This window comes from Comamonas sp. A23, assembly GCF_004522605.1.
Classification (GTDB): Bacteria; Pseudomonadota; Gammaproteobacteria; order Burkholderiales; family Burkholderiaceae_C; genus Comamonas; species Comamonas thiooxydans.
Window position 1 is genome coordinate 329,874 of the sequence record NZ_RSDT01000002.1, and the last position, 22,591, is coordinate 352,464.

The 22,591-nt window shown below is 60.7% G+C and carries 22 protein-coding genes and 4 tRNA genes; 14 read left to right on the forward strand and 12 right to left on the reverse strand.

All coding sequences use genetic code 11. The features are described from left to right. Positions 1-3 precede the first annotated feature (3 nt). The 8 genes from EIC84_RS05925 (at position 4) to EIC84_RS05960 (ending at position 4,828) form a co-directional block, all read left to right on the forward strand. A complete protein-coding gene (locus EIC84_RS05925) occupies positions 4-651 on the forward strand; it encodes a TetR/AcrR family transcriptional regulator (RefSeq protein ID WP_003067809.1) in 648 nt (215 codons plus the stop codon). A gap of 199 nt (positions 652-850) precedes the next feature. Continuing rightward, positions 851-1,828, forward strand: coding sequence for a GMP reductase (locus EIC84_RS05930; RefSeq protein WP_003067812.1), 978 nt, complete (start codon positions 851-853; stop codon positions 1,826-1,828). A 200-nt stretch (positions 1,829-2,028) separates the two neighbouring features. Continuing rightward, complete coding sequence (locus EIC84_RS05935) at positions 2,029-2,907, forward strand: NAD(P)-dependent oxidoreductase (RefSeq protein ID WP_003067815.1); 879 nt, start codon at positions 2,029-2,031, stop codon at positions 2,905-2,907. Between the two features lie 79 nt (positions 2,908-2,986). Continuing rightward, positions 2,987-3,062, forward strand: a tRNA-Lys gene (locus EIC84_RS05940). A 49-nt stretch (positions 3,063-3,111) separates the two neighbouring features. Further along, positions 3,112-3,187, forward strand: a tRNA-Lys gene (locus tag EIC84_RS05945). Positions 3,188-3,236: 49 nt separating this feature from the next. Continuing rightward, positions 3,237-3,312: transfer RNA gene (locus EIC84_RS05950), tRNA-Lys, on the forward strand. Between the two features lie 49 nt (positions 3,313-3,361). Further along, positions 3,362-3,437: transfer RNA gene (locus tag EIC84_RS05955), tRNA-Lys, on the forward strand. Positions 3,438-3,595: 158 nt separating this feature from the next. Then, on the forward strand, positions 3,596-4,828 hold the full coding sequence (locus EIC84_RS05960; RefSeq protein ID WP_003067818.1) for a multidrug effflux MFS transporter: 1,233 nt from the start codon (positions 3,596-3,598) through the stop codon (positions 4,826-4,828). A gap of 180 nt (positions 4,829-5,008) precedes the next feature. On the opposite strand, the gene EIC84_RS05965 is transcribed toward EIC84_RS05960, so the two are convergent. Both EIC84_RS05965 and orn read right to left on the reverse strand, forming a co-directional pair. Next, complete coding sequence (locus tag EIC84_RS05965) at positions 5,009-7,111, reverse strand: DEAD/DEAH box helicase (RefSeq protein WP_003067821.1); 2,103 nt, start codon at positions 7,109-7,111, stop codon at positions 5,009-5,011. 283 nt (positions 7,112-7,394) lie between these two features. Then, positions 7,395-8,003: an oligoribonuclease gene (orn, locus tag EIC84_RS05970; protein WP_003067823.1), complete on the reverse strand. Its 609-nt coding sequence runs from the start codon at positions 8,001-8,003 to the stop codon at positions 7,395-7,397. 30 nt (positions 8,004-8,033) lie between these two features. Here orn and EIC84_RS05975 point away from each other — a divergent pair, with 30 nt between their 5' ends. The 4 genes from EIC84_RS05975 (at position 8,034) to EIC84_RS05990 (ending at position 11,719) form a co-directional block, all read left to right on the forward strand. Then, complete coding sequence (locus tag EIC84_RS05975) at positions 8,034-9,335, forward strand: M48 family metallopeptidase (RefSeq protein ID WP_034362731.1); 1,302 nt, start codon at positions 8,034-8,036, stop codon at positions 9,333-9,335. A gap of 19 nt (positions 9,336-9,354) precedes the next feature. After that, complete coding sequence (locus EIC84_RS05980) at positions 9,355-9,693, forward strand: 4a-hydroxytetrahydrobiopterin dehydratase (protein ID WP_003067828.1); 339 nt, start codon at positions 9,355-9,357, stop codon at positions 9,691-9,693. 5 nt (positions 9,694-9,698) lie between these two features. Next, positions 9,699-10,685, forward strand: a complete 987-nt coding sequence (gene rsgA, locus EIC84_RS05985; RefSeq protein ID WP_003067831.1) for a ribosome small subunit-dependent GTPase A — start codon at positions 9,699-9,701, stop codon at positions 10,683-10,685. Positions 10,686-10,855: 170 nt separating this feature from the next. Next, positions 10,856-11,719, forward strand: a complete 864-nt coding sequence (locus EIC84_RS05990; RefSeq protein ID WP_237704490.1) for a lytic transglycosylase domain-containing protein — start codon at positions 10,856-10,858, stop codon at positions 11,717-11,719. A gap of 146 nt (positions 11,720-11,865) precedes the next feature. On the opposite strand, the gene EIC84_RS05995 is transcribed toward EIC84_RS05990, so the two are convergent. The 6 genes from EIC84_RS05995 to rpsP form a co-directional block, all read right to left on the reverse strand. Then, positions 11,866-12,849 carry a CobD/CbiB family protein gene (locus tag EIC84_RS05995; protein ID WP_003067835.1) on the reverse strand — a complete coding sequence of 328 codons (984 nt, stop codon included), beginning with the start codon at positions 12,847-12,849 and terminating at the stop codon, positions 11,866-11,868. A gap of 47 nt (positions 12,850-12,896) precedes the next feature. Then, the gene (locus EIC84_RS06000; RefSeq protein WP_003067836.1) at positions 12,897-13,595 is read right to left on the reverse strand and encodes a CoA pyrophosphatase; all 699 of its coding nucleotides are present in this window, start codon (positions 13,593-13,595) and stop codon (positions 12,897-12,899) included. Between the two features lie 110 nt (positions 13,596-13,705). Next, positions 13,706-14,092, reverse strand: a complete 387-nt coding sequence (gene rplS, locus EIC84_RS06005; protein WP_003067838.1) for a 50S ribosomal protein L19 — start codon at positions 14,090-14,092, stop codon at positions 13,706-13,708. A gap of 137 nt (positions 14,093-14,229) precedes the next feature. Next, positions 14,230-15,009: a tRNA (guanosine(37)-N1)-methyltransferase TrmD gene (gene trmD / locus EIC84_RS06010; RefSeq protein ID WP_003067840.1), complete on the reverse strand. Its 780-nt coding sequence runs from the start codon at positions 15,007-15,009 to the stop codon at positions 14,230-14,232. A gap of 54 nt (positions 15,010-15,063) precedes the next feature. After that, positions 15,064-15,633 carry a ribosome maturation factor RimM gene (gene rimM, locus EIC84_RS06015; RefSeq protein ID WP_003067842.1) on the reverse strand — a complete coding sequence of 190 codons (570 nt, stop codon included), beginning with the start codon at positions 15,631-15,633 and terminating at the stop codon, positions 15,064-15,066. Positions 15,634-15,734: 101 nt separating this feature from the next. Further along, entirely contained in the window at positions 15,735-15,989 is a 255-nt protein-coding gene (rpsP, locus tag EIC84_RS06020) for a 30S ribosomal protein S16 (protein WP_003058210.1), read from the reverse strand. A 282-nt stretch (positions 15,990-16,271) separates the two neighbouring features. Here rpsP and EIC84_RS06025 point away from each other — a divergent pair, with 282 nt between their 5' ends. After that, positions 16,272-16,757 (forward strand): NINE protein, encoded by a 486-nt coding sequence (locus EIC84_RS06025; protein WP_046460340.1) that lies wholly within the window; start codon positions 16,272-16,274, stop codon positions 16,755-16,757. A 218-nt stretch (positions 16,758-16,975) separates the two neighbouring features. Then, complete coding sequence (locus EIC84_RS06030) at positions 16,976-18,757, forward strand: bifunctional diguanylate cyclase/phosphodiesterase (protein ID WP_003067846.1); 1,782 nt, start codon at positions 16,976-16,978, stop codon at positions 18,755-18,757. Positions 18,758-18,863: 106 nt separating this feature from the next. Here the strand turns inward: EIC84_RS06030 and EIC84_RS06035 are convergent, their stop codons facing one another. The 4 genes from EIC84_RS06035 to EIC84_RS06050 all read right to left on the reverse strand — a co-directional run bounded on the left by EIC84_RS06035 (position 18,864) and on the right by EIC84_RS06050 (position 22,585). Then, entirely contained in the window at positions 18,864-19,874 is a 1,011-nt protein-coding gene (locus EIC84_RS06035) for an inorganic phosphate transporter (RefSeq protein WP_003067849.1), read from the reverse strand. Between the two features lie 19 nt (positions 19,875-19,893). Further along, positions 19,894-20,541, reverse strand: coding sequence for a DUF47 domain-containing protein (locus EIC84_RS06040; protein ID WP_003067851.1), 648 nt, complete (start codon positions 20,539-20,541; stop codon positions 19,894-19,896). Between the two features lie 500 nt (positions 20,542-21,041). After that, positions 21,042-21,800 (reverse strand): ABC transporter ATP-binding protein, encoded by a 759-nt coding sequence (locus EIC84_RS06045; RefSeq protein ID WP_034362735.1) that lies wholly within the window; start codon positions 21,798-21,800, stop codon positions 21,042-21,044. A 2-nt stretch (positions 21,801-21,802) separates the two neighbouring features. Beyond that, positions 21,803-22,585 carry an ABC transporter ATP-binding protein gene (locus EIC84_RS06050; protein ID WP_003067855.1) on the reverse strand — a complete coding sequence of 261 codons (783 nt, stop codon included), beginning with the start codon at positions 22,583-22,585 and terminating at the stop codon, positions 21,803-21,805. Between the last annotated feature and the right edge of the window lie 6 nt (positions 22,586-22,591).

Genomic DNA, 22,591 nt, shown 5'->3' on the forward strand with positions numbered 1-22,591 from the left:
CCCATGCGCACCAAAACGGAAGAAAAGCGACAAGCCATCATTGACGTTGCAGCGGCCACCTTTGGCGAACTGGGCTTCGAGCGCACTTCCATGTCCGAGATCTGCACGCGGCTGGGCGGCTCCAAGGCCACGCTCTACAACTACTTCCCGTCCAAGGAAGCGCTGTTTCTGGAGGTGATGTTCCAGGCCTCCGAGGCCGACTTCCAGAACACCATGCTGGCGCTGCAGACCGGCAATGACGATGCGGCGCAGACGCTGCGCAACTTTGGCCAGCGTTTCCTGGGTCTGCTGTATTCGCCGGAGGTGATGTCCGTGCGCCGCCTGCTGGTCTCCGAAGGCGGTCGCGCCAATATCGGCCAACGCTGCTGGGACATGGGGCCGGCGCGCGGCAACGCTGCCATCAACGCCTTTTTGCAGCAGGGCATAGAGCGCCGGCTGCTGCGCAATGCCGATACAGAAGTCATGCGCCATCATCTGCTGGCGCTGCTGGAAGCCGAACTGCTGCCGCGCTTCATGTTCCAGCACCTGCCCGCCCCTACTGCGCAGGAGATTGCCCTGTGCACCGAGCGCGCCGTGGATGCCTTCATGCGGGTCTATGGCACACCGGGTGACACACAGGGCAAAAGTGACGCTATAAGAAAATCCTTATAACCCTCATAACGATGCCGGAACATACGATTTGCGCCAGCGCCGTATAGAATCAATCACCGGGCCCAAGTTTTTTGAGGTCCGGTTTTTTTTGCCTGCTGCATGCCGGCACTGCCAAAAACCGGGCTCCAAGCCAAGCGCCTATCCTTGAAAATTGAGGTGGGTGAGATTCCCGCCGTGACCTTTTCCGGAGCTTGGAACCATGGAAATCTTCGACTACGACAACATTCTTTTGCTGCCCCGCATGTGCCGCGTGGAAAGCCGTTCGGAATGTGACACCAGCGTGGTGCTGGGCAACCTCAGCTTCAAGCTGCCTGTGGTGCCCGCCAACATGAAGACGGTGGTGGACGAGAAGATCTGCACTTATCTGGCACAAAACGGTTTCTTCTATGTGATGCACCGTTTTGACATCGACAACGTGGCCTTCACCAAGGACATGCAGTCCAAGGGACTGTTTGCCTCCATCTCTCTGGGCGTCAAGCAGCCGGACTACGAGACGGTGGACCGCTTCGTGGCCGACGGCATCTGCCCCGAATACATCACCATCGACATTGCCCACGGCCATGCCGAGAGCGTGAAGAACATGATTGCCTACATCAAGGCCAAGATCCCTGCGGCCTTTGTGATTGCCGGCAACGTCGCCACGCCCGAGGCCGTGATCGACCTCGAAAACTGGGGTGCGGACGCCACCAAGGTCGGCGTGGGTCCCGGCAAGGTTTGCATCACCAAGCTCAAGACCGGCTTCGGCACGGGCGGCTGGCAGCTGTCGGCGCTCAAGTGGTGCGCCCGCGTGGCGACCAAGCCCATCATTGCCGACGGCGGCATCCGCAGCCACGGCGACATCGCCAAGAGCATCCGTTTCGGTGCCACCATGGTGATGATAGGCTCCCTGTTTGCGGGCCATGAAGAGTCGCCCGGCAAGACCGTGGAAGTGGACGGCCAGCTGTTCAAGGAATACTACGGCTCGGCCTCCGACTTCAACAAGGGCGAGTACAAGCATGTGGAAGGCAAGCGCATTCTGGAGCCCGTCAAGGGCCCGCTGATGAACACGCTGGTCGAGATGCAGCAGGACGTGCAGTCCTCCATCAGCTACTCCGGCGGCACCAAGCTCATGGACATCCGCAAGGTCAACTACGTCATCCTCGGCGGCGACAACGCCGGCGAGCATCTGCTGATGTAGGCCGTAAAGCGCGACTCACCAGCGCGAAGGTGAACCTCCAAAAAAAAGCATCAAGGGCAGCTCAGGCTGCCCTTGTTGTTTTCGGCTGTCCCTTTTTCTGCATCCTGCGCGCACAACTGATCTGTGATCATGGCCGCGATTGCGGCCTTCACCAGGGCTTAGCATGTCGTCATTCATAAAAGCTCCAGGGAAACAACGCCATGAACACATTGAAGATCGCCGTTCTGGGCACGGGCATGATGGGCCTGCCCATGGCCCGCCGCCTGGCCCAGGCCGGCCATGAGGTCCACGTCTGGAATCGCACCCGCGCCAAGGCCGAGCCGCTGGCTGCCGATGGCGTGAGCATCCACGGCAGCGCGGCAGATGCCGTACGCGGCGTGGACTTCGCCGTGAGCCTGCTGGAGAGCGGCGCCATCGTGGGCGAAGTGCTGTTCACGCTGGGGGTTGCCGATGCCATGCCCAAGGGCTCGCTGTTCATCGACATGGCTTCCATCCAGCCACGCGAGGCGCGTGAACATGCGGGCAAGCTTGCCGCGCTGGGCGTGCGGCATCTGGATGCTCCCGTCTCGGGCGGCACGCTGGGTGCGCAAGCCGGCACGCTGGCCATCATGGCCGGTGGCGAGGCTGCGGATTTCGAACATGCCCTGCCCGTCTTTGCAGCGCTTGGCCGTGCCACCCATGTGGGCCCGCACGGCGCAGGCCAGCTCGCGAAACTGGCCAACCAGATGATCGTGGGCATCACCATCGGTGCCGTGGCCGAAGCGCTGCTGCTGGCCGAACGTGGCGGCGCCGACCCTGCCAAGGTTCGTGAAGCCATCTCCGGCGGCTTTGCCGACAGCCGCATCCTGCAAGTGCATGGCGAACGCATGGTCAAGCACGACTTTGCGCCACGCGGGCGCATGACGGTGCAGCTCAAGGACATGCGCAACGCCATCGCCACGGCCGAGGAAGTCGGCTTTGACGCGCCCATCACCGGCCTGCTGGAGCAGCTCTATGCCGAGGGAGTGAAAAACGGCCTGGGCGACCTGGACCAGGCGGGTCTGTTCGTGGAATTGCAACGCCGCAACGCACTGGATTAAAAAAACCCGCGGGTTTTCCTGCAAGCCCTCCAGAATTAGCGCATAATTGCGGTCTCGCTTGCAGCGCAGGCGTTGTGTGGGGCTCTTAGCTCAGCTGGTAGAGCAGCGGACTCTTAATCCGTTGGTCGAGTGTTCGAATCACTCAGGGCCCACCAAATTTCTTCAGTCTGATTCTTCAGATTGATCCTCCGGATTTACTCCGGCGGGCTCTTAGCTCAGTTGGTAGAGCAGCGGACTCTTAATCCGTTGGTCGAGTGTTCGAATCACTCAGGGCCCACCAAAAATTTCTTCAGTCTGATTCTTCAGATTGATCCTCCGGTTTATCCGGCGGGCTCTTAGCTCAGTTGGTAGAGCAGCGGACTCTTAATCCGTTGGTCGAGTGTTCGAATCACTCAGGGCCCACCAAAATTTTCTTCGGTCTGATTCTTCAGATTGATCCTCCGGTTTATCCGGCGGGCTCTTAGCTCAGTTGGTAGAGCAGCGGACTCTTAATCCGTTGGTCGAGTGTTCGAATCACTCAGGGCCCACCACAATTCAAAAGCCAAAGTTCTCAGGAACTTTGGCTTTTTTCTTGGCCGCGCCCAAGCGCCGCCGAATCTGCAAAAGCATGGGCGCCGACACCGGAGCCGCGCCATATCAGGCATCATGCAGGCATCCCCGGGCAGTATTTGCCCACCCAAGACTCACTATGCAAAACGACCTCTCCACGTTCTGGCGCGGACCGCGTTGGACTCTGGCCATGCTGCTTGCCATTCTCGGCATGCTGGGCCCGTTCTCGGTTGACACCTATATTCCCGCCTTCTCGGGCATTGCCAAGGCCTTGGGCGCAACCCCCGTAGAAATGCAGCAGACACTGTCTGCCTACCTGCTGGGCTTTGCCTTCATGAACCTGTTTCATGGCGCCCTGGCTGACAGCTTCGGACGCCGCCCCGTCATCCTCTGGGGACTGGTGATGTTCACCATCGCCTCGGCCGGCTGCGCGCTGTCGCAGAACATCACCCAGCTGGTGATATTCCGTACGCTGCAGGGCCTGTCCACGGGCGCCGGCATCGTGGTCTCGCGCGCCATCGTGCGCGACATCTTTCCGCCGACCCAGGCCCAGGGCGTGATGGCGCAGATCACCATCTTCTTCGGCGTTGCACCGGCACTGGCTCCCGTGATCGGCGGCTGGCTGTTCGTGCACCTGAGCTGGCAGGCCGTTTTCTGGTTCCTGAGCATCGTGGGCGTGCTGCTCTGGCTCATCAACGTCAAGTTTCTTCCCGAATCGCTGCCGCCGCAAAAACGCCAGCCCTTCCAGTTCAGACCGCTGATGCAGGGCTATGGCATCTTGCTCACCGATCCGCGCTTTCTGCTGCTGGCCCTGGCCAGCGGCATTCCGTTCAACGGCATGTTTCTCTATCTGCTGTCGGCTCCTGCTTTTCTGGGCGATATCCTGCAGCTCGAGCCCACGCAGTTCTTCTGGTTCTTCATCGCCACCATCGGCGGCATCATGGCCGGCAGCTGGACCAGCGGCCGCCTGGCCGGACGCATTCCGCCCAAGCGCCAGATCCGCCACGGCTTTCTGGTGATGTGCGTGACCTCCATCATCAATCTGGTGGCCAATCTGATCTGGCCTGCCCATGTGAGCTGGGCCTTGATTCCCATCAGCCTGTTCGCCTACGGCTGGGCTCTGATGGTGCCCGTGGTGACGCTGCTGGTGCTGGACATCCATCCTGCGCGGCGCGGCCTGGCCTCTTCGCTGCAGGCCGTGGTGGGCTCGGTGGCCAACGGCTTTGTGGCCGGCGTGATCGCGCCGCTGGTCATGCATTCGGCCGCACTGCTGGCCACGGGCTCGATTCTGATGATGCTGATCGGCCTGGTCGCCTGGATCTATCTGCACCACCACTGGCCGGACATCGGCCGCCATGCCTCCGAACATTAAATAATGGAGCAGCTACCGTATGTCATTCATAGACTTCAGATTGGAAAGTATCTGAAATCCTTGAATGACATGCGCTAGCAGCTCACTTTTCAAGAGCTATCCCAGCCCTGTACGGGCAACAAAAAGCCGGCTTCAAGAGCCGGCTTTTTTCATGCTTCGGGCCGCAGCCCGAATCAGCGATCAACGCTCGTCGCGACGCGGTGCGCGGGGCTTGCGTTCGAAGCTGCGCTCGCCACCACGTTCGCCATGGGGCTGATAAGGCTTGCCGGCACCCTGACCAAAGGCAGGACGGCGATCGCCGCCGCCGAAGCCGCGCGATTCACCACCACGGAAGCCGCCTTCGCGGGGAGCGCCGGCATGAGCGCCTTCACGGCCACCGCCAAAGCTCTTGCGACCGAAATCGCCGCCTTCACGGCGCTGGGCACCACCACCGAAGCCGCCACGCGATTCGCCGCCGCCGAAGCTGCGCTCTTGACGCTCGCCACCACGGAAACCGCCGCGATCGCCACCAAAGCTGCCGCGATCATCACGACGCTCGAAGCTGCGCTCTTGACGCTCGCCACCGAAGCTGGGGCGGCCACCGCCGAAGCCGCGATCACCACCACGGTCGCCGCCGCGATCGGCAAAGCGATCACCACGAGGTGCACCAAAACCGGCGCGATCGCCACCGAAACGGTCACCGCCACGGTCGCCACCGAAACCACCGCGATCATTGCCACGGCCACCGCCGAAGCTGCCGAAGCCGGATTTGCGACCGTAGCCTTCGCCATCGCGACGACCACCGAAGCCACCGCGACCACCGGCGCCGCCGCCACGGCGACCGTCACGCTCGCCAGAGGCGGGGAAGCGCTGCTGGGGTTCCATGCCGGGAATGGTCTCGGCCTTGAACTGCTGACGGGTATAGCCTTCGATGTCGAACACGCGGCGACGGTCGCGGAATTCCGCAAACGTCACGGCCACGCCTTCGCGGCCCGCACGACCGGTACGACCGATACGGTGGGTATAGTCCTCAGCCTTCATCGGCAGGCCGTAGTTGAAGACGTGGGTGATGGTGGGCACGTCGATACCGCGAGCAGCCACATCGGTGGCCACCAGGATCTGCACCTGGCCGTTGCGCAGCGCCATCAGGCGGCGGTTGCGCAGGCCCTGGCTCAGAGCACCGTGCAGGGCCACGGCAGAGAAACCGTCCTGCTGCAGATCGTTGGCCAGACCGTCACATTCCACCTGGGTGGACGCAAACACGATGGCCTGGTTGATGCTGCTGTCACGCAGCCAGTGGTCGAGCAGCTTGCGCTTGTGCTGCATGTTGTCGGCCCAGAACAGCGCCTGCTTGATGTTGGCGTGCTTCTCCTGGGGCGTGGCAATCGTGATCTTCTTCACGTTGGCGCCGCCGTCATGCATCACTCGCATGGCCAGTTGCTGAATGCGGGGAGCAAACGTGGCGCTGAACATCATGGTCTGCTTGCGCTCGGCCGTCAGCTGGTTGACTTCGGCCAGATCGTCGGAGAAGCCCAGGTCCAGCATGCGGTCGGCTTCGTCGACCACCAGGAACTGCACCTTGTCCAGCTTGATCTGCATGGAGCGCTGCAGGTCCAGCAGACGGCCGGGAGTGGCCACCACCAGATCGGCGTTCTGCAGCTTGGCGATTTGCAGCTGGTAAGGAATGCCGCCCACCACGTTGGCGATGCGGATGCCGCGGCAGTGCTTGACCAGCTCGATGGCGTCATGCGCCACCTGCTGGGCCAGCTCACGCGTGGGGCACAGCACCAGGGCGCCGGGCACGGCGGCCTTGAAGTTGCGGGCGTTGGTGGGGTCCTTGCGCTTGTTGCGCTTGGGAGCGGGCTCGCCCTTGGCCGCAGCTTCGGCGCACAGGCGCTCGAATTCAGCCTTGGCGGCCGCATCGGCCACGGCACGCTGCTTAATCAGGGTGTGCAGCACGGGCAGCAGGAAGGCAGCGGTCTTGCCCGAGCCAGTCTGGCTGGAGACCATCAGGTCGATGAAGCCGTCGGCATCGGCACCTTCGCCCATGGCCAGGGGAATCGCTTGCAGCTGCACAGCGGTAGGCTGGGTATAGCCCAGGTCGGTCACGGCCTGGATCAGTTCGGGGGCCAGACCCAGTTCTACGAAGCCATTGGGTTCGTCGGCGGCTTGGGTTTCTTCGACAGCGGCATCTTCCGCGTCCATGTCGGCCAGCATGGCGTCCAGACGGGAATCGAGTTCGGGAGAAGACAAAGCAATATCAGCAGCGGCCACTTGGCCCTGCTCCAGGGAGTTTTCTGTCATGAATAGCTCACGCAAAAAGCGACGCAGTCAGCGTGCTGCTCGCTTCTTTGACGGTTGGTTATCAACATCCACCGTCAGACTTTGACTGGCCCGTTCGCAAAACGGGGCAGATGGGTGTTATGGCTTGTCGTGTCGGCGCTGGGCAGGCCGTTGCACGCAAGTAAGAACCCGGTGTGTGATGGAGATGCGCAAAAATTACCCATTGATCGGGTAAGCAGTGCATTGTCGCATGTACCGGGTTTTCCCGCAAGTGGCAGGGCTATACCGACCCGCCACCGCACCATCAGACGCTGAGCAGTTGCTGGCGGTAATGCTGCAGCTCGTCGATGGACTCGTGCACATCGGCCAGGGCCGTGTGACGCTGCGCCTTCTTGAAGGAGGTATAGGCCTCGGGCTTCCAGCGCTTGGCCAGCTCCTTGAGCGTGCTCACGTCGATATTGCGATAGTGAAAGAAATTGTTGAGCTTGGGCATGTAGCGCTCCATGAAGCGCCTGTCCTGACCAATGCTGTTGCCGCACAGCGGCGTCTTGCCCTTGGGCACGTATTTGCCCAGAAAGGCAATCAGCGCGGCTTCCGCCTCTGCTTCGCTGATGGTCGAAGCCTTGACCTTGTCGATCAGGCCGCTTTTGCCATGCGTGCCCTTGTTCCAGGCATCCATGCCGCCCAGCAGCTCGTCGGACTGATGAATGGCGAATACCGGGCCTTCGACGCGAATCTGCAGATCGGAGCTGCTGACCACCACGGCAATCTCGATGATGCGGTCGCGGTCGGGGTTCAACCCCGTCATTTCGCAGTCCAGCCACACCATATTGAGATCGGACTTGGGCAGAACCGGTGGGGTAGCGGCCACGGGGGCGGCGCTGACGGAATTCGTACAGGAAGCTTCAGACATGGCGCAAATTGTCGCCTACACTGCCAATACATGGCTTCCAGACTAGATTTCACATTGGCACTTTCGCTGCTGTTTGCGACGGCCGTGGCCCTGCAATGGCTGCTGCGCGTGTGGCTTGTTTCGCGCCAGGTGCGCCATGTGGCCACCCACCGCGACGCCGTGCCACCGGCATTTGCCCATCGCATCAGCCTGTCCGCCCATCAGAAGGCGGCCGACTACACGCTGGCCAAGGCCAGGGTGTCGCTGATCGACATCACGCTGTCGGCCGCCGTGCTGCTGTGCTGGACGCTGCTGGGCGGGCTGGACTGGCTCAACCGCTGGCTGCTGGAATTCATCAAACCCGGCCTGTGGCAGCAGCTGGCGCTGCTTGCCAGCTTTGCCGTGATCTCGGCGCTGATCGAGCTTCCCCTGTCGCTCTATCAGACCTTCAGGCTGGAGCAGCGCTTCGGCTTCAACCAGATGACGCCAGGCCTGTGGCTGGCCGATCTGCTCAAGTCGACGCTGGTGGGCGCCATCATCGGCCTGCCGCTGGCGGCCTTGATTCTCTGGCTCATGGGCTCGACCGGCCCGCTGTGGTGGCTCTGGGCCTGGGGCGCCTGGACGGCTTTCAATCTGCTGCTGATGTGGATTTTCCCCAGCTTTATTGCACCGCTGTTCAACAAGTTCGAACCGCTGGCCGATGAAAGCCTCAAGAGCCGCGTGACCCGGCTGATGGAGCGCTGCGGCTTTGCGGCCAAGGGACTGTTCGTGATGGACGGAAGCCGCCGCTCGGCGCATGCCAACGCCTATTTCACGGGTTTCGGCAATTCCAAGCGCGTGGTGTTCTTTGACACCTTGCTCAGGCAGCTCAGCCCCGGCGAAGTCGAAGCCGTGCTTGCTCACGAGCTGGGCCACTTCAAGCACAAGCACATCAGCAAGCGCATGGTCCTGATGTTCGGCGTCTCGCTGCTGGGCTTTGCGCTGCTGGGCTGGCTCAGCCAGCAACTCTGGTTCTACACGGGACTCGGAGTCTCTGTGCTGCTGGGCCCGAACATCGACGTGGCTGCCGAACACAATGCGCTGGCCCTGCTGCTGTTCATGCTGGCCGTGCCGGTGTTCAGCTTCTTCGTCACGCCGCTGATGTCCGCCATGTCGCGCCGCGACGAGTTCGAGGCCGATGCCTATGCCATGCAGCAGGCCGATGGTGCACAACTGGCTTCGGCACTGCTCAAGCTTTACGAGGACAATGCCTCCACACTCACGCCAGACCCATGGTATGTGAGCTTTTACTATTCACACCCTCCTGCCGTGGATCGCCTGGCGCGCATGCCGGCTCCTGCAGGCAGCTTGTAACACCACAACGAATTCAGACATGAGCACACCCACACTGCAACAGAAAGACTGGTCCCAGCTCAAGCGCAGCGCCCTGAGCACAGAGCAAGTGCAAGAGCAGCTGGCAACCCTTGAGGGCTGGGAGCTGCTGGCCGGCAACGCGGCCATCAGCAAGACCTTCCGTTTCGTGAATTTCTACGAAACCATGGCCTTTGTGAACGCGCTGGCCCTGATTGCCCATCAGCAGGACCACCACCCCGATCTGGAGGTGGGCTACAACCGCTGCAAGGTCAGCCTCAACACCCATGATGTGGGCGGCATCTCCGAGACCGACATCGACTGCGCACGCCGCATCGAAGCACTGCTGAATCCGGCCTGATCCTTATGGCAAAACAAGGACGGCGCCCAGGCGCCCAAGCAACAGGCGACACCCAGACAGGCCTGGTGGTCGCCAGCTATGGCCGTCATTGCGTGGTCGAGACCCCGGACGGCGAACGCCGCATCTGCCACCCGCGCGGCAAGAAAAGCCAGGCCGTGGTGGGCGACCATGTGCAATGGCTGGCTCCCCCACCCGGCCAGGGCGATGAGGGCACGATCGAAAAAATTGTGGAGCGCCGCAACGTCTTCTACCGCCAGGATGACATCCGCACCAAGACTTTTGCAGCCAACCTGGACCAACTCCTGATTCTGATAGCTGCCGAGCCGGTATTCAGCGAAGTGCAGCTCGCCCGCGCGCTGATCGCCGCCGAGGCCGCACACATCAAGCCCATCATTGCGCTCAACAAGATGGACCTGGAAGAGCCCTTCCTGCGCGCCTGGCAGCGGCTGGAGCCTTACCGGACCATGCGTGATGCCGCGAACGCTGCACCGCATTACATGGTGCTGCCGCTGTCGCTGGAAGATGCAGACGATGAGGATCGCGACGCCATCATCGGTCTGCTGGAGGGCAAGACCACACTGGTTCTCGGTCCTTCGGGCGTAGGCAAGAGCACCTTGATCAACTTGCTGCTGCCCGATGCCAAGGTGGCGACCAACGAAATTTCGCAGGCGCTGAACACCGGCAAGCACACCACCACCAGCACCACCTTGTACTGGGTGGACGAGGCACGCACCACCGCCATCATCGACTCGCCAGGATTTCAGGAGTTCGGTCTCTATCACATTGCCGCCACGCAACTGGCAGCCTGCATGCCCGACATCGGCGCACTGGCGGACCAGTGCAAGTTCTACAACTGCACCCATCTGCATGAGCCTGGCTGCGCCGTCATGGCCCAGGTCGAAGCGCAGGACAGCCCCCACTCCATCAGTGCCAACCGCTACCGGATCTATGGCGAGCTGTTCGATGAACTGAGTCAGGAACCCCGCTACTGAGCGCGAGGCCAGCCAAGCCGCAGGGCCGCGCCATATGAGAGCAATTTCAGCGTTTGCCACGCAGCCATTCCAAGCCCGATGAGCGCCGGCACGAGTGCTCGGCCTCCGGGATTGGCTGCCGACCACAACCCGGTGTTCACGTCATGAAGCCCAGAGTTTTACAGCCCTGTTTGCAAGCCGCCCTCGCCGTCGCGCTATATGCAGGCATGAGCCTGGCCTGGGCCCAGGGCACGGACTCCGCCCCCAGCTGGGAGGACGAGCCACCCACGCTGTCTCGCTGGATCGAAGAAGGCTACAAGGCCGAGCTGAGCCGGCAGCCATGGCGCGCAGCGCAGCGCTATTGCGCGGCAGCACGCTATGGCAGCCTCGAAGCCCAATACCGGCTGGGCCGGCTGCTGTTGCTGGGGCGAGGCTTGACTCCCGACCCTGCCACGGGCACGACGCTGCTGGCCCTGGCCGCCCAGCGCGGCCATGAGAAAGCCCGCTTGCTGCTGGCCGGCAAGCTCCCTGGCGACCGGCTGCCCGACTGCCTGACCCAGGGCGATGCGCCCGCACAGGAGTTTCTGGAGGCCAGCCAGGAGGCCGTCCCTCACGAGGTGGTGGCCAGCTATGTGAGCAGCCTGCCCAGGGAGAAGCGGCGCATGGCCGAGCTGGTGCAGCGCCTCGCACCGCGTTTCTCGATTGATCCGCGGCTGGCACTGGCCATCGTGCGCTCGGAGTCGAATTTCGAGGCGCAGGCGCTGTCGCCGCGCAATGCTCAGGGCCTCATGCAGCTCATTCCCGAGACAGCCGAGCGTTTTGGCGTGCGCGATGCCTGGAATCCCGAGCAGAACGTGCGTGGCGGCCTGGCCTACCTGCGCTGGCTGCTGGAGCGCTTCGAGGGCGATGTGGCACTGGTATCGGCAGCCTACAACGCGGGCGAGAGAACCGTGCAACAGTATGGCGGTGTGCCTCCTTATGCGGAGACGCGTGAATATGTGCGACGCATACTCAGCTTCTATCGCGCCAAGCACCACGAGCGCCCTGCTCGCTGATGGCACCTTGAACAGTGCCCGGCATGCCCGTCGCACCTGAGCCACCTTGGTATATGGCAATGCGCAACACAGGACTTCGATGACCCGCTGCGGCTTGAGCGCTCATGCACCAAGCTGCTGCCACGCAGAAGGCGATGTCCGGGTGCTCAACCGAGCAGACGGGCAAAGGTCAGCAAGGCCAGCAGCAGCAGCCAGACCACGACCGAACGCCAGACCAGCCCCACCACACTGCGCAAATGAGCCATTTCCGGCTCCCGCCCCGGAGTGACATCGCTGCCCGTCCACTGTGCATCGTCGCCCTCTTCGCCGTCAGCCGCATCGCGGCGGCGCAAGGCCTCGCCCCCCAGGCGGACATTGATGGCACCCGCAGTGGCAGCCAGAATCACGCCATCGTTGTCATTGGGAAAGCGCTGGGCATAGACGCGCCAGTTGTCTATGGCCTCCTCAAAGCTGCCCACCATGGCAAAGGACAGCGCCGTCAGCCGCGCCGGCAGCCAATCGATCACATACCAGGCCTTGGCTGCGGCGGACTGCAAACGCTCGCTGGTCGGTGCCCGAAGACCTTCCGCCCCCTTGCGCGACCAGGCACGCGACAGATATTCAGCCATGCGGTAGAGAATGGCACCCAGCGGTCCCAGCCCCAGAGCCGAGAGAATCGAAAACCAGAACAGCACGCCAAACACATGACGGTGCGCTGCCAGCACCGAGTACTCGATGACATGGCGCACTACTTCGCTGCGTGGCACCTCGCTGGCATCGACCTGCTGCCAATCGGCCAGGGCCTGACGGGCGGCAAATTCATCACCGGCATCGAGCGCATCGCGAATCCGCGTGAAGTGATGGCTGAACTGGCGAAAACCCAGCGTGACATAGAGCACCGCGACATTCCACAGCATGGCTGCAGGCCAGCCTATGAACTCCATCAGCGCCCAGAATATGCCCAGCACGATAACGCTGGGCAGCAGCACGGCCATCGCCCAGGCAAGCCAGCCATGGTGGGGCTTGCCCGCATCAAAGTTGCTGCGCACGGTCACGGTCCAGGCACGATAACCGGCCTGTACCAGATTGGATCGGGCCAGCGGGCGCGCCTGTTCCAGCAGCAGTGCGATCAGGATGGCAAAAAAGCTCATTGCTTCATCATAGCTGCGCTGTTTACCGGCTTGTTACAACTGCTGTCTCAAGCCGCCAAAAAACGGTAAAGATTGCGCAACATGCCCGCTGTCGCGCCCCAGATATAGCGTTGCTGCTCACCATCCTGATAAGGCATGGCAAACCATTCGCGATCCACCCCCTGCCACAACATGGCATGACGTTCATGATGCGCGGGATTGAGCAGATAGGACAGGGGAACCTCAAACAGATCGGCCACCTCTCCCGGATTGGGGAAGTAACTGGCCTGCGGGTGAACCAGCGCCACCACAGGGGTGATGTGAAACGCCGTACCTGTCACGTAAATGGGCAAACGACCCAGGACCTCGACATTCTTGGGAGCCAGTCCCACTTCCTCATGCGCCTCGCGCAATGCCGTAGCCTCGGCCGAAACATCCTGCGGGTCACGTTTACCGCCCGGAAAAGCTACCTGACCCGAGTGCGTGGACAGTCTGGCCGAACGCACGGTCAGCAACACGGTGGGCTGCTCGCGCATGACGATGGGCACGAGCACGGCCGCATCGGAAGGCTGCTTGGCCGTGATGCGCTTTTCCTGCATGGCCTCGGGCAGCCACTGCGGTGGCTGGGCAAAGCGCGTGCGCAAGGCCTGAGGCGTCTGAGCAGCCAGCGGCACAGCCGGCAACTGGCTATCAATGCCCAGAAGGCGAGCCTTGCGCGGATCAACAATGCCCACCACGGGGAGCGAAGAATTATCAGATGCAGGCATGTATGTGTTCGGCCAAACCCCAAAGCAAGAATCACGAACCAAGGCAGACATAAAAAAAGCCGCCACAGCGAACTGTAGCGGCTTTTACGGAATCACTTCCGATGCGTGTATTACTCGGCTGCAGCAGCAGTCTTGTTAACACGCTGGGGCAGCTTTTCCTTGATACGAGCAGACTTGCCGCTACGCTCACGCAGGTAGTACAGCTTGGCACGGCGCACATCACCGCGACGCTTGACTTCGATCTTGGCGATCAGAGGAGAGTAGGTCTGGAACGTACGTTCCACGCCTTCACCGCTGGAGATCTTGCGCACTGTGAAGCCGCTGTTCAGGCCGCGATTACGCTTGGCAATCACCACGCCTTCGTAAGCCTGCACGCGCTTACGGTTACCTTCCACCACGTTCACGCTCACGATGACGGTGTCACCGGGGGCGAATTCGGGGATGGTCTTGTTCAGGCGAGCGATTTCTTCTTGCTCGAGGGTCTGGATCAGATTCATGATTTAGTCCACCTTGATCTTGTCCGCGCCAGAATTGGCAAGCGCCGGGATTGGTGCTATTGCTGCATTAAGCGAGCTGCCGAAGCGGCTCCGCCATTTCCTTGCAGCGGCCGGATAGAGGATCAAAGAACCTGCAATTATAGCTTGGACGCTGTTTTTGCCAAAAAACCCTCATCTTTGGCATTGAGCAGCCCCTGTTCGCGGGCCTGCTCTATCAACTCGGGCCTGTGCTCGGCCGTGATGCTCAAGCGCTGATCGCGACGCCAGCGCTCGATATTGGAGTGATGGCCGGAGAGCAGCGCGGCTGGCACCTCCTGGCCATTCCAGACTTCTGGGCGAGTGTAGTGGGGGCAGTCCAGCAAACCGTCAAGCGCAGGATTGAAGCTGTCCTGCTGAAAGCTGCCTTCATCGTTAAGCACACCGGGCTGCAGACGCGCCAAAGAGTCCAGCAACACCATGGCTGCCAGCTCACCACCCGAAAGTACAAAGTCACCCAGACTCAGTTGATGAGTGACATTTCTATCAATGAAACGCTGGTCAATGCCCTCATAGCGGCCACAGAGCAGCACCGCACCCCGGCTTTCGGCCCAATCGGCCACCACGGCATGCTTGAGGGTCGTACCTATGGGTGAGAACAACACCACAGGAGCAGGCTCTGCCTGTTCCTGTGCATCGACTTCGGCGCGTGCCGAGCGAATCGCTTCGAGGCAGCGCTGCAGCGGCTCGGCCATCATCACCATGCCGGGGCCTCCGCCAAATGGACGATCATCCACACGGCGGTAATTGCCTTCGGCCCAGTCACGCGGATTCCACAGATGCACTGCCACCTGGCCCGAGCTGTAGGCACGGCGCGTCACCCCGCTCTCAAGAAATGGAGCGAACAGCTCAGGAAACAGCGTAATAATGTCGAAACGCATTGATATAAAAGCAATTTCAGCTACAAACTAAATAGCAAAAAAAAGCATTCCAGTTCAATAATCGGGCTGCCAGTCGGCTACGATCTTCTTGCCGGCCAGATCCACCGAATCCACATAGGCATCGACAAAGGGTATCAGACGCTCCTGCTCCTTGCCGTCCTGTTCATAGCCCAGCACCAGAACAGTCTGCGGGCCGGTGGCCATCAAGTCCTTGACCACCCCCAGGGTCACACCTTCGCGGTTGACCACGTTCAGCCCCATCAGATCCACCCAGTAGAACTCACCATCCTCGGTCTTGGGGAAATGCTCTCGCGCCACAAAGACGCGGGCACCGCGCAGAGCCTCGGCGGCGTTGCGGTCGGCGACTTCAAGCGAGGTTGCCACGATGGTGTCGGCATGGAAGCGGGCCTGCTTGACGGGCAGCACCACGGTACCCGTGAAATGCTTGGCACCTTTCTCGGCAGGCTGCAAAAACCAGTCCTTGGCGGCAAACAGGGCCTCTGGGGCGCTGCTGAAGGCATGCACCTTGAACCAGCCCTTGATTCCCCAGGCATCGGCAATGCGACCGACTTCAATGGCATCAGCAGGCAAGCTCGTGGCTTGAAGAACAGGCATGTGGCTCATGGGATCAGCAGAAAATGCAGAATTTCAATAAAAAACGGGTCCCGTCAGGCAAGCCAACGGAACCCGCTTTGGTAAAGGTGCCTAGAGAGCGACCGCCTAAATTAGGCAGCAACCTTCTTTGCAGCTTCCTTGATCAGGCGTTCAGCCGTATCGGAAGTTTGAGCACCAACGCTCTTCCAGTAGTTCACGCGGTCCAGAGCCAGACGCAGGCCTTCTTCGGCGCCACGAGCGCTAGGGTTGTAGAAACCCAGACGTTCGATGAAAGCACCGTCGCGACGCACGCGCTTGTCAGCTGCAACGATGTTGTAGAAAGGACGAGCCTTAGAGCCGCCGCGGGAGAGACGAATAACAACCATGATGTTTCCTTCGGGTGGTTACAGCCAGTGCCATCAAAAATTTGACCAGCTGCGCAGGTTTTCTTACAGCGTTTGAGACACGCGACATGACCACCCGGCCAGCGACACGCCGTAAAACCGGAAATTATATCGAGTTCTGCCGAAGCTGCCTATAGCAGCGGCAAATGGGCATAGTCGGCACAGAGGACTTCCTGCAAATGAAGCGCAATTGCCCTGAGCCCCGTAATTGATGCGAAGGGAATAATGGACGGGTTCTTTCGTTTTCTGCCCGCGCACCAGACCATGAACCAACTTGTTCCCGCCTCGACCCCTACCCCTCGCCCAAAAAACAAGACGATTGCCTCCTGGCTGGCCTTGCTCGGCGGGCCTCTGGGACTGCATCGCTTCTACCTGCACGGCCTTGGAGACTGGCTGGGCTGGCTGCTGCCCATTCCCACTGCACTTGGCATCTACGGCATCGAGCGCGTGCAGCAGTTGGGGCAGGACGATAGGCTGAGCTGGCTGCTGATCCCTTTGCTCGGCTTCACGATAGCAGGCTGCGCCCTGCGCGCCATCCTTTACGGTTTGATGGAGCAAGGAAACTGGAACCGGCTCTTCAACCCATGGATGAATGCCGACGCGCCTGCAGGGCGCACCCAATGGACCACGATTTTTGCCGTAAGCCTGTCCCTGATGCTGGGGGCCACCGTGCTGATGGCCAGCATCGCCTACAGCTTCCAGCACTACTTTGAATATCAGGTCGAAGAGGCACGCAAGATTTCACAGTAGCTGCAGCGCTCTGAACCAGGGGCTCTCACCCACTCCAAAGCGGCTTCGGCCTCGCCGCTTTTGTAAGCAAAAGTCTAATTTTTCACCTACTGGACGCAAAGCGCCGCCTGCCGATTCCACAGAACTCACAATGCCCAACTGACGAACATCTTGCAAAGACTGCATCCAAGCAGTTTTCGCACTACGACGGCTTTGCTGCACCAGTCCGAAGAGGTCTTATGTCTGCAACCAACGAAAAGTCTGCCAGATCCGAAGTGCACGGGCAAAACGCCTTTCCAGCTGCCACCAGCCTGGTGGGTGTGTACGGAGAACAGCTTTTCCGCATTCTTGAGCAAACCAGCAGCGGCTATGTGTTGCTGGATGCTCAGAACCGGGCACAACGCTGGAATGATGGTTATCTGCAGATATTCCCCTGGCTGGCTTCCGCCCTCAAAGTAGGCATGCCTCTGCAAGCCGCTCTGCAAGCCGCCGCAACAGCAGCCCCGGCCAACGCTGCACCGGCCCTGAACCATATCGCCGAAAGTCATCAAACCCTGATTGCGCGCCAGCAAGCCAATGCCCAGTTTCAGCTGCCCAATGGGCGCAAGCTCAATCTGTCGGCTCACGCCCTATCGGCCAATTACACCGTGCTCGCCTGCAAGGAGCTGCTGCCTCATGGCAACGAGGCAGAAAGCCTTTCCTTCTTCGACGTGCTGACCAATCTGCCTAACCGGCGCCTGCTGCTGGACAGGCTGTCCCAAGCCATGATCCAGTCCGAGCGCACGGGCTGGCGCGGCGCCTTGCTGACCATAGACATGGAGCAGGTGGAGGGCCCGGCCGCCAGCACGGGAGACAGCCAGTCCTGCCTGGCTCCGCACATCGCACAGCGCCTGCTCGGCTGCGTACGCTCCTGCGATACCGTAGCCAGACTGGATGCCGCGCACTTCGTCATCATGGTCTCGGATCTGTCCCCGGATATCGAAATGACCACGGTGCTGGTGGAACGTCTTGGAGAGCGTCTGCAGGAAAGCCTGAACGGCAGCTACCAGCTCGGCCACAAAAGCGCGATGCTGGAGGCCAATATCGGCGCCACCCTGTTCGGCCCGCACTCCCGCTCCGCCACCGAGTTGCTGCAGCAGGCAGAGGTCGCCATGTACCGTCTGCGCGATGAAGAGGCTCGCGGCCTGCACTTCTTCAGCCCCGAGCAGCAGGTTCCGGCCAACGACCGCAGCCGCCTGGAGCAGGATCTGCGGGAAGCCCTGCGCCTCGGCCAGTTCGAGCTGCATTACCAGGCCCAGTATTCCGCCAGCGGCGAAGTCAACGGCTTGGAGGCCCTGCTGCGCTGGCGTCATCCCAGGCGAGGTCTGGTACCCCCGAGCATCTTCCTGTCCGTGGCAGAGGAGACCGACATCATCGTTGCGCTTGGCCGCTGGAGCATTCAGGCCGCCTGTGAACAATTGGCCAGATGGAAAGCCGAGCTGCAACTGGACAGGCTGCCCATCTGCGTCAACATCAGCGCCAAGCAGCTTCGGCAAGCGGACCTGGCCGAGCAAGTGCAGAGCATTCTCAGCCAGACAGGGGCCGATCCTGCATTGCTGCTGCTGGAGCTTTCCGCGCAGACCCTGAGTCCTCTGGATGCGGATAGCGCGAGCAGCCTCAAGCGCATCGGCGCCATGGGTGTGCGGCTGTCACTCGACGATTTTGGTGGCAGCTCCAATATGCAAGAAGCGCTGCAGCAGCTCCCCCTAAACCAGCTCAAGCTCTCGCATTCCCTGGTGCAACGCCTGGGCCCCAACAATGCCGCCGAGGCCGCCGTACAGGCGGCCATCGCGCTGGCTGCCCGCCATCAGATGACGATCGTCGGCGCAGGGGTGGAAACCCTGGAGCAGCGTGCCCTGCTGGCGCAGCATGGCTGCGAGCATTTCATGGGCTATCTGCTCAGCCCCCCTGCACCGGTCAGCCAACTCAAATCCCTGATGCAGCGGCAGGCAATGCTCGGTCTGCAGGAAACGGCTGCTTGACCTCCATGCTTCAGCCATGAAAAAAGGCTTCGCAACGCGAAGCCTTTTTTCCATTCAGCCCTTGATCGACAAGCAGTTACAGCTATCAATCAAGGAGTTCACAAACTCAATACAGTTGCAGGCTGACCCAGTAGGCAATGGATGCCACAAAGGCGCTAGCCGGAATCGTCAGAATCCATGCCCAGACGATATTGCCTGCCACGCCCCAGCGCACGGCACTCGCGCGCTGCGTGGAACCCACGCCCACGATGGCACCGGTAATGGTGTGTGTGGTCGAGACCGGAACGCCCAGGAAGGTGGCAAAGAACAAAGTCAGAGCACCACCGGATTCGGCGCAGAAGCCACCGACGGGTTTGAGCTTGGTGATCTTCTGGCCCATGGTCTTGACGATGCGCCAGCCGCCAAACATGGTGCCCAGGCCGATGGCCAGGTAGCAACTGACGATGGTCCACATGGGAGGCTCGGCATCACCGGCATTGGCATAGCCCGTGGCAATCAGCAGCAACCAGATGATACCGATGGTCTTTTGCGCATCGTTGCCGCCGTGACCCAGGCTGTAGGCACCGGCAGAAACCAATTGCAGACGGCGGAACCACTTGTCCACGCGATTGGGGCTGGCACGGCGGAAAATCCAGGCCACCAGAACCATCATCAGCGAGCCCAGCAGAAAGCCCAGCACGGGAGAGACGAAGATGAAGGCCACAGTCTTCCAGATGCCGCTGGCGATCAGCGCACCTGCACCGGCCTTGGCAATCACCGCACCCACGATACCGCCAATCAGGGCATGCGAGGAGCTGCTGGGAATGCCGTAGATCCAGGTGATGACGTTCCAGGTGATGGCACCCACCAGAGCGCCGAACACGACATGGGTGTCAACAATGCCCGGCTGAACAATACCCTTGCCCACGGTTGCCGCCACACTGAGGTGGAAGACGAAAACCGCGACAACGTTGAAGAACGCGGCAAATGCCACGGCCTGAGTAGGCTTGAGAACCCCCGTGGAAACCACGGTGGCAATCGAATTGGCAGCGTCGTGAAAGCCGTTCATGAAATCGAACAGCAAGGCGAGCACCACCAGCAAAATCACAACCCAGAGGGCTGCCTGTACCGGCTCCATGATCGGGCTCCAGCGAGAATCAGGAATTCTCGAGGACGATGCCCTCGATCAGGTTCGCCACGTCTTCGCAGCGGTCCGTGATGGTTTCCAGCAGCTCATAGATGGCCTTGAGCTTGATCACCTCACGCACATCGGGCTCTTCACGGAACAGCTTGCTCATGGCCGCGCGCATCACGCGGTCGGCATCGCCTTCCAGGCGGTCGATCTCGTCGCAGGTCTTGCTCGCGGCGTCCACAATCGTGGGATCCGAGAGACGATCCAGCAGCTTGACAGCATCACGCAGACGCTCGCAGCAACGCACGCACAGATCGGTCAGACGTGTGATTTCGTCTGTCATGTGACGCACGTCATACAGGGCCATGGTCTCGGCCGAGTCCTGAATCAGGTCGGCCACGTCGTCCATGGTGTTGATCAGCGAGTGGATATGCTCGCGATCCAGGGGCGTGATGAAGGTCTTGTGCAGCAGCTTGGTGACATCATGGGTCACACGGTCGGCTGCGCGCTCGGCGTTGTCCACATCAGCGTTGTATTTTTCGCGCAGATGGGGATCGTTGTAATTTGCAACGAGTTGCGAGAAAGCATGAGCTGCTTCAACGATGCGGTCCGCATGTTGATTGAACATCTCGAAAAAATTGCCTTCGCGCGGCAATAGCTTGCCAAACAGCATGAATGCTCCTTACCGGGGAAAAGAAACCAGGCGACTCACTGCAAAAAAAGTGCATGGTTCCCGGCTTAAACGGGGCGGAGTTTACTCTTGAGTCATTGTGCGTTTCAGCGCGTCTTCAAGACACCCCTTCGGGCACCACGAAAAATAAAATACAAGCTCTTCGCCATGCTAGGCGCTGTCATAAAGCCTGTGATTCCTCCAGACAACACCGGAGAGCAGCAATCCACCCACCCAACGCGCCGACTCCTTGAGCATTTCACTGAGCCACGCGAAAACGTTCCAAATACTTCTTTTTGTAATAAGCAAATTCTATTCAATGACAAAAAAGAATTAAAAGGAACTAAAAAGAAATGAATAAAACAATCAAAGAACCATGAAAAACGTCATTTTTTTGTCATTTTCTTGAATTTAAGGGGAATTAGGGTTCACCCTTGGCTGCAGCAGAGCATCACGGCGAGATAGCGCACTGCGATCGAAAGCGCCAGCAGTCTCGTCGAGGCTTACTCTCCCAGGTAAGCCGCACGCACGCGCGGATCGCTCAGCAAGGTCTGGCCCGGCCCCGTCATGGTGATGATGCCGGACTCCATGACATAGCCTCGATCGGCCAGCGCCAGCGCGCGACTGGCGTTCTGCTCCACCAGCACCATAGTCACGCCCAGCGCATAGACATCGCTGACCACCTCGAAGATCTTGTCCACCATGATGGGCGACAAACCCATGGAGGGCTCGTCCAGCAGCAGCACCTTGGGCTGACTCATGAGTGCGCGGGCCATGGCCAGCATCTGCTGCTCGCCCCCGGACATGGTGCCTGCCAGCTGATCCTTGCGCTCCTTCAGGCGCGGAAAGATGCCGAACATGCGCTCGATATCCGCCTGTATGCCAGCCTTGTCCTTGCGCGTGTAGGCCCCCATGAGCAGGTTTTCGGTAATCGTCATGCGTGCGAACACGCCGCGCCCCTCGGGCACCATGACCAGGCCTTCGGCCACCAGATCCCAGGCACCCTTGCCCTTGATGCTTTGGCCCAGATAGAGAATTTCGCCATCGGCAATCGGCAGACCCCGCGTGACAGCCTTCATGGTCGTGGTTTTGCCTGCACCGTTGGAGCCGATCAGCGACACCAGTTCACCCTGATGCACCTGAAAGTCCACGCCCTTGACAGCCTGAATACCGCCATAGCCCACCTTCAGGCCCTTCACCTGCAGCAATACCGGGGCCGTGGATTTGGAGGCCTGCGCCTGTTCCAGCACTTGATCCTGCATCTTCAATGGCCTCCCGTGCCCAGATAGGCTTCAATCACTTTTTCATTCTTCTGCACTTCGGCAGGCGTGCCTTCGGCAATCGGCTTGCCATAGTCCAGCACCGTCACGCGATCGCACAGGCCCATGACCAGCTTCACATCATGCTCGATGAGCAGGATGGTGCGGTGGTCGTTGCGAATGCGGTCGATCAACTCACGCAACTGCAGCTTCTCAGTCGCGTTCATGCCGGCGGCCGGCTCATCCAGCGCAATCAGCTGCGGGTCCGTCGCCAGTGCACGGGCAATCTCCAGCCGGCGCTGGTCGCCATAGGACAAGGTGCGCGCCTTGAAGTCCGCATATTTGCCGATGCCGACATAGTCGAGCAGCTCGCGCGAGCGGGCGCGAATCGCGGCCTCCTCGGCCTTGAAGCCCTTGGTGCGAAACACCGCCCCGAGCAGACCGGAATGCGTGCGCACATGGCGCCCGACCATGACGTTCTCCAGTGCCGTCATCTCGGCAAACAGCCGGATGTTCTGGAAGGTCCGTGCAATGCCGGCCCTGGCCACCTTATGCACCGCCGTCGGCTCATAGGGCTTTCCGGCCAGCTCGAATTTGCCGGTGTCGGGCGTATAGAGGCCGGTGATCACGTTGAAAAACGTGGTCTTGCCTGCGCCATTGGGGCCGATCAGGCCATAGACCTGGCCTCTATCAATCTTCATGCTCACACCGGACAGTGCCTGCAAACCGCCAAAGCGCTTGGAGATGTCCGAGACATGAAGGACCGCTGAAGTCGTGCTCTCTGCCATATCAGT

Bases quoted from the DNA above. Each gene is read 5' to 3' on its own strand.
- EIC84_RS05980 (WP_003067828.1), top strand. From the start codon at position 9,355: ATGAGCACACCCACACTGCAACAGAAAGACTGGTCCCAGCTCAAGCGC.
- EIC84_RS06040 (WP_003067851.1), bottom strand. From the start codon at position 20,541: ATGCTGTTTGGCAAGCTATTGCCGCGCGAAGGCAATTTTTTCGAGATG.
- EIC84_RS06025 (WP_046460340.1), top strand. From the start codon at position 16,272: ATGAACCAACTTGTTCCCGCCTCGACCCCTACCCCTCGCCCAAAAAAC.
- EIC84_RS06030 (WP_003067846.1), top strand. From the start codon at position 16,976: ATGTCTGCAACCAACGAAAAGTCTGCCAGATCCGAAGTGCACGGGCAA.
- trmD (WP_003067840.1), bottom strand. From the start codon at position 15,009: ATGCGTTTCGACATTATTACGCTGTTTCCTGAGCTGTTCGCTCCATTT.
- EIC84_RS05935 (WP_003067815.1), top strand. From the start codon at position 2,029: ATGAACACATTGAAGATCGCCGTTCTGGGCACGGGCATGATGGGCCTG.
- rpsP (WP_003058210.1), bottom strand. From the start codon at position 15,989: ATGGTTGTTATTCGTCTCTCCCGCGGCGGCTCTAAGGCTCGTCCTTTC.
- EIC84_RS06050 (WP_003067855.1), bottom strand. From the start codon at position 22,585: ATGGCAGAGAGCACGACTTCAGCGGTCCTTCATGTCTCGGACATCTCC.
- EIC84_RS06000 (WP_003067836.1), bottom strand. From the start codon at position 13,595: ATGCCTGCATCTGATAATTCTTCGCTCCCCGTGGTGGGCATTGTTGAT.
- rplS (WP_003067838.1), bottom strand. From the start codon at position 14,092: ATGAATCTGATCCAGACCCTCGAGCAAGAAGAAATCGCTCGCCTGAAC.
- EIC84_RS05995 (WP_003067835.1), bottom strand. From the start codon at position 12,849: ATGAGCTTTTTTGCCATCCTGATCGCACTGCTGCTGGAACAGGCGCGC.
- rimM (WP_003067842.1), bottom strand. From the start codon at position 15,633: ATGAGCCACATGCCTGTTCTTCAAGCCACGAGCTTGCCTGCTGATGCC.
- EIC84_RS05965 (WP_003067821.1), bottom strand. From the start codon at position 7,111: ATGACAGAAAACTCCCTGGAGCAGGGCCAAGTGGCCGCTGCTGATATT.
- EIC84_RS05975 (WP_034362731.1), top strand. From the start codon at position 8,034: ATGGCTTCCAGACTAGATTTCACATTGGCACTTTCGCTGCTGTTTGCG.
- EIC84_RS06045 (WP_034362735.1), bottom strand. From the start codon at position 21,800: ATGCAGGATCAAGTGCTGGAACAGGCGCAGGCCTCCAAATCCACGGCC.
- EIC84_RS06035 (WP_003067849.1), bottom strand. From the start codon at position 19,874: ATGGAGCCGGTACAGGCAGCCCTCTGGGTTGTGATTTTGCTGGTGGTG.
- rsgA (WP_003067831.1), top strand. From the start codon at position 9,699: ATGGCAAAACAAGGACGGCGCCCAGGCGCCCAAGCAACAGGCGACACC.
- EIC84_RS05925 (WP_003067809.1), top strand. From the start codon at position 4: ATGCGCACCAAAACGGAAGAAAAGCGACAAGCCATCATTGACGTTGCA.
- EIC84_RS05960 (WP_003067818.1), top strand. From the start codon at position 3,596: ATGCAAAACGACCTCTCCACGTTCTGGCGCGGACCGCGTTGGACTCTG.
- orn (WP_003067823.1), bottom strand. From the start codon at position 8,003: ATGTCTGAAGCTTCCTGTACGAATTCCGTCAGCGCCGCCCCCGTGGCC.
- EIC84_RS05930 (WP_003067812.1), top strand. From the start codon at position 851: ATGGAAATCTTCGACTACGACAACATTCTTTTGCTGCCCCGCATGTGC.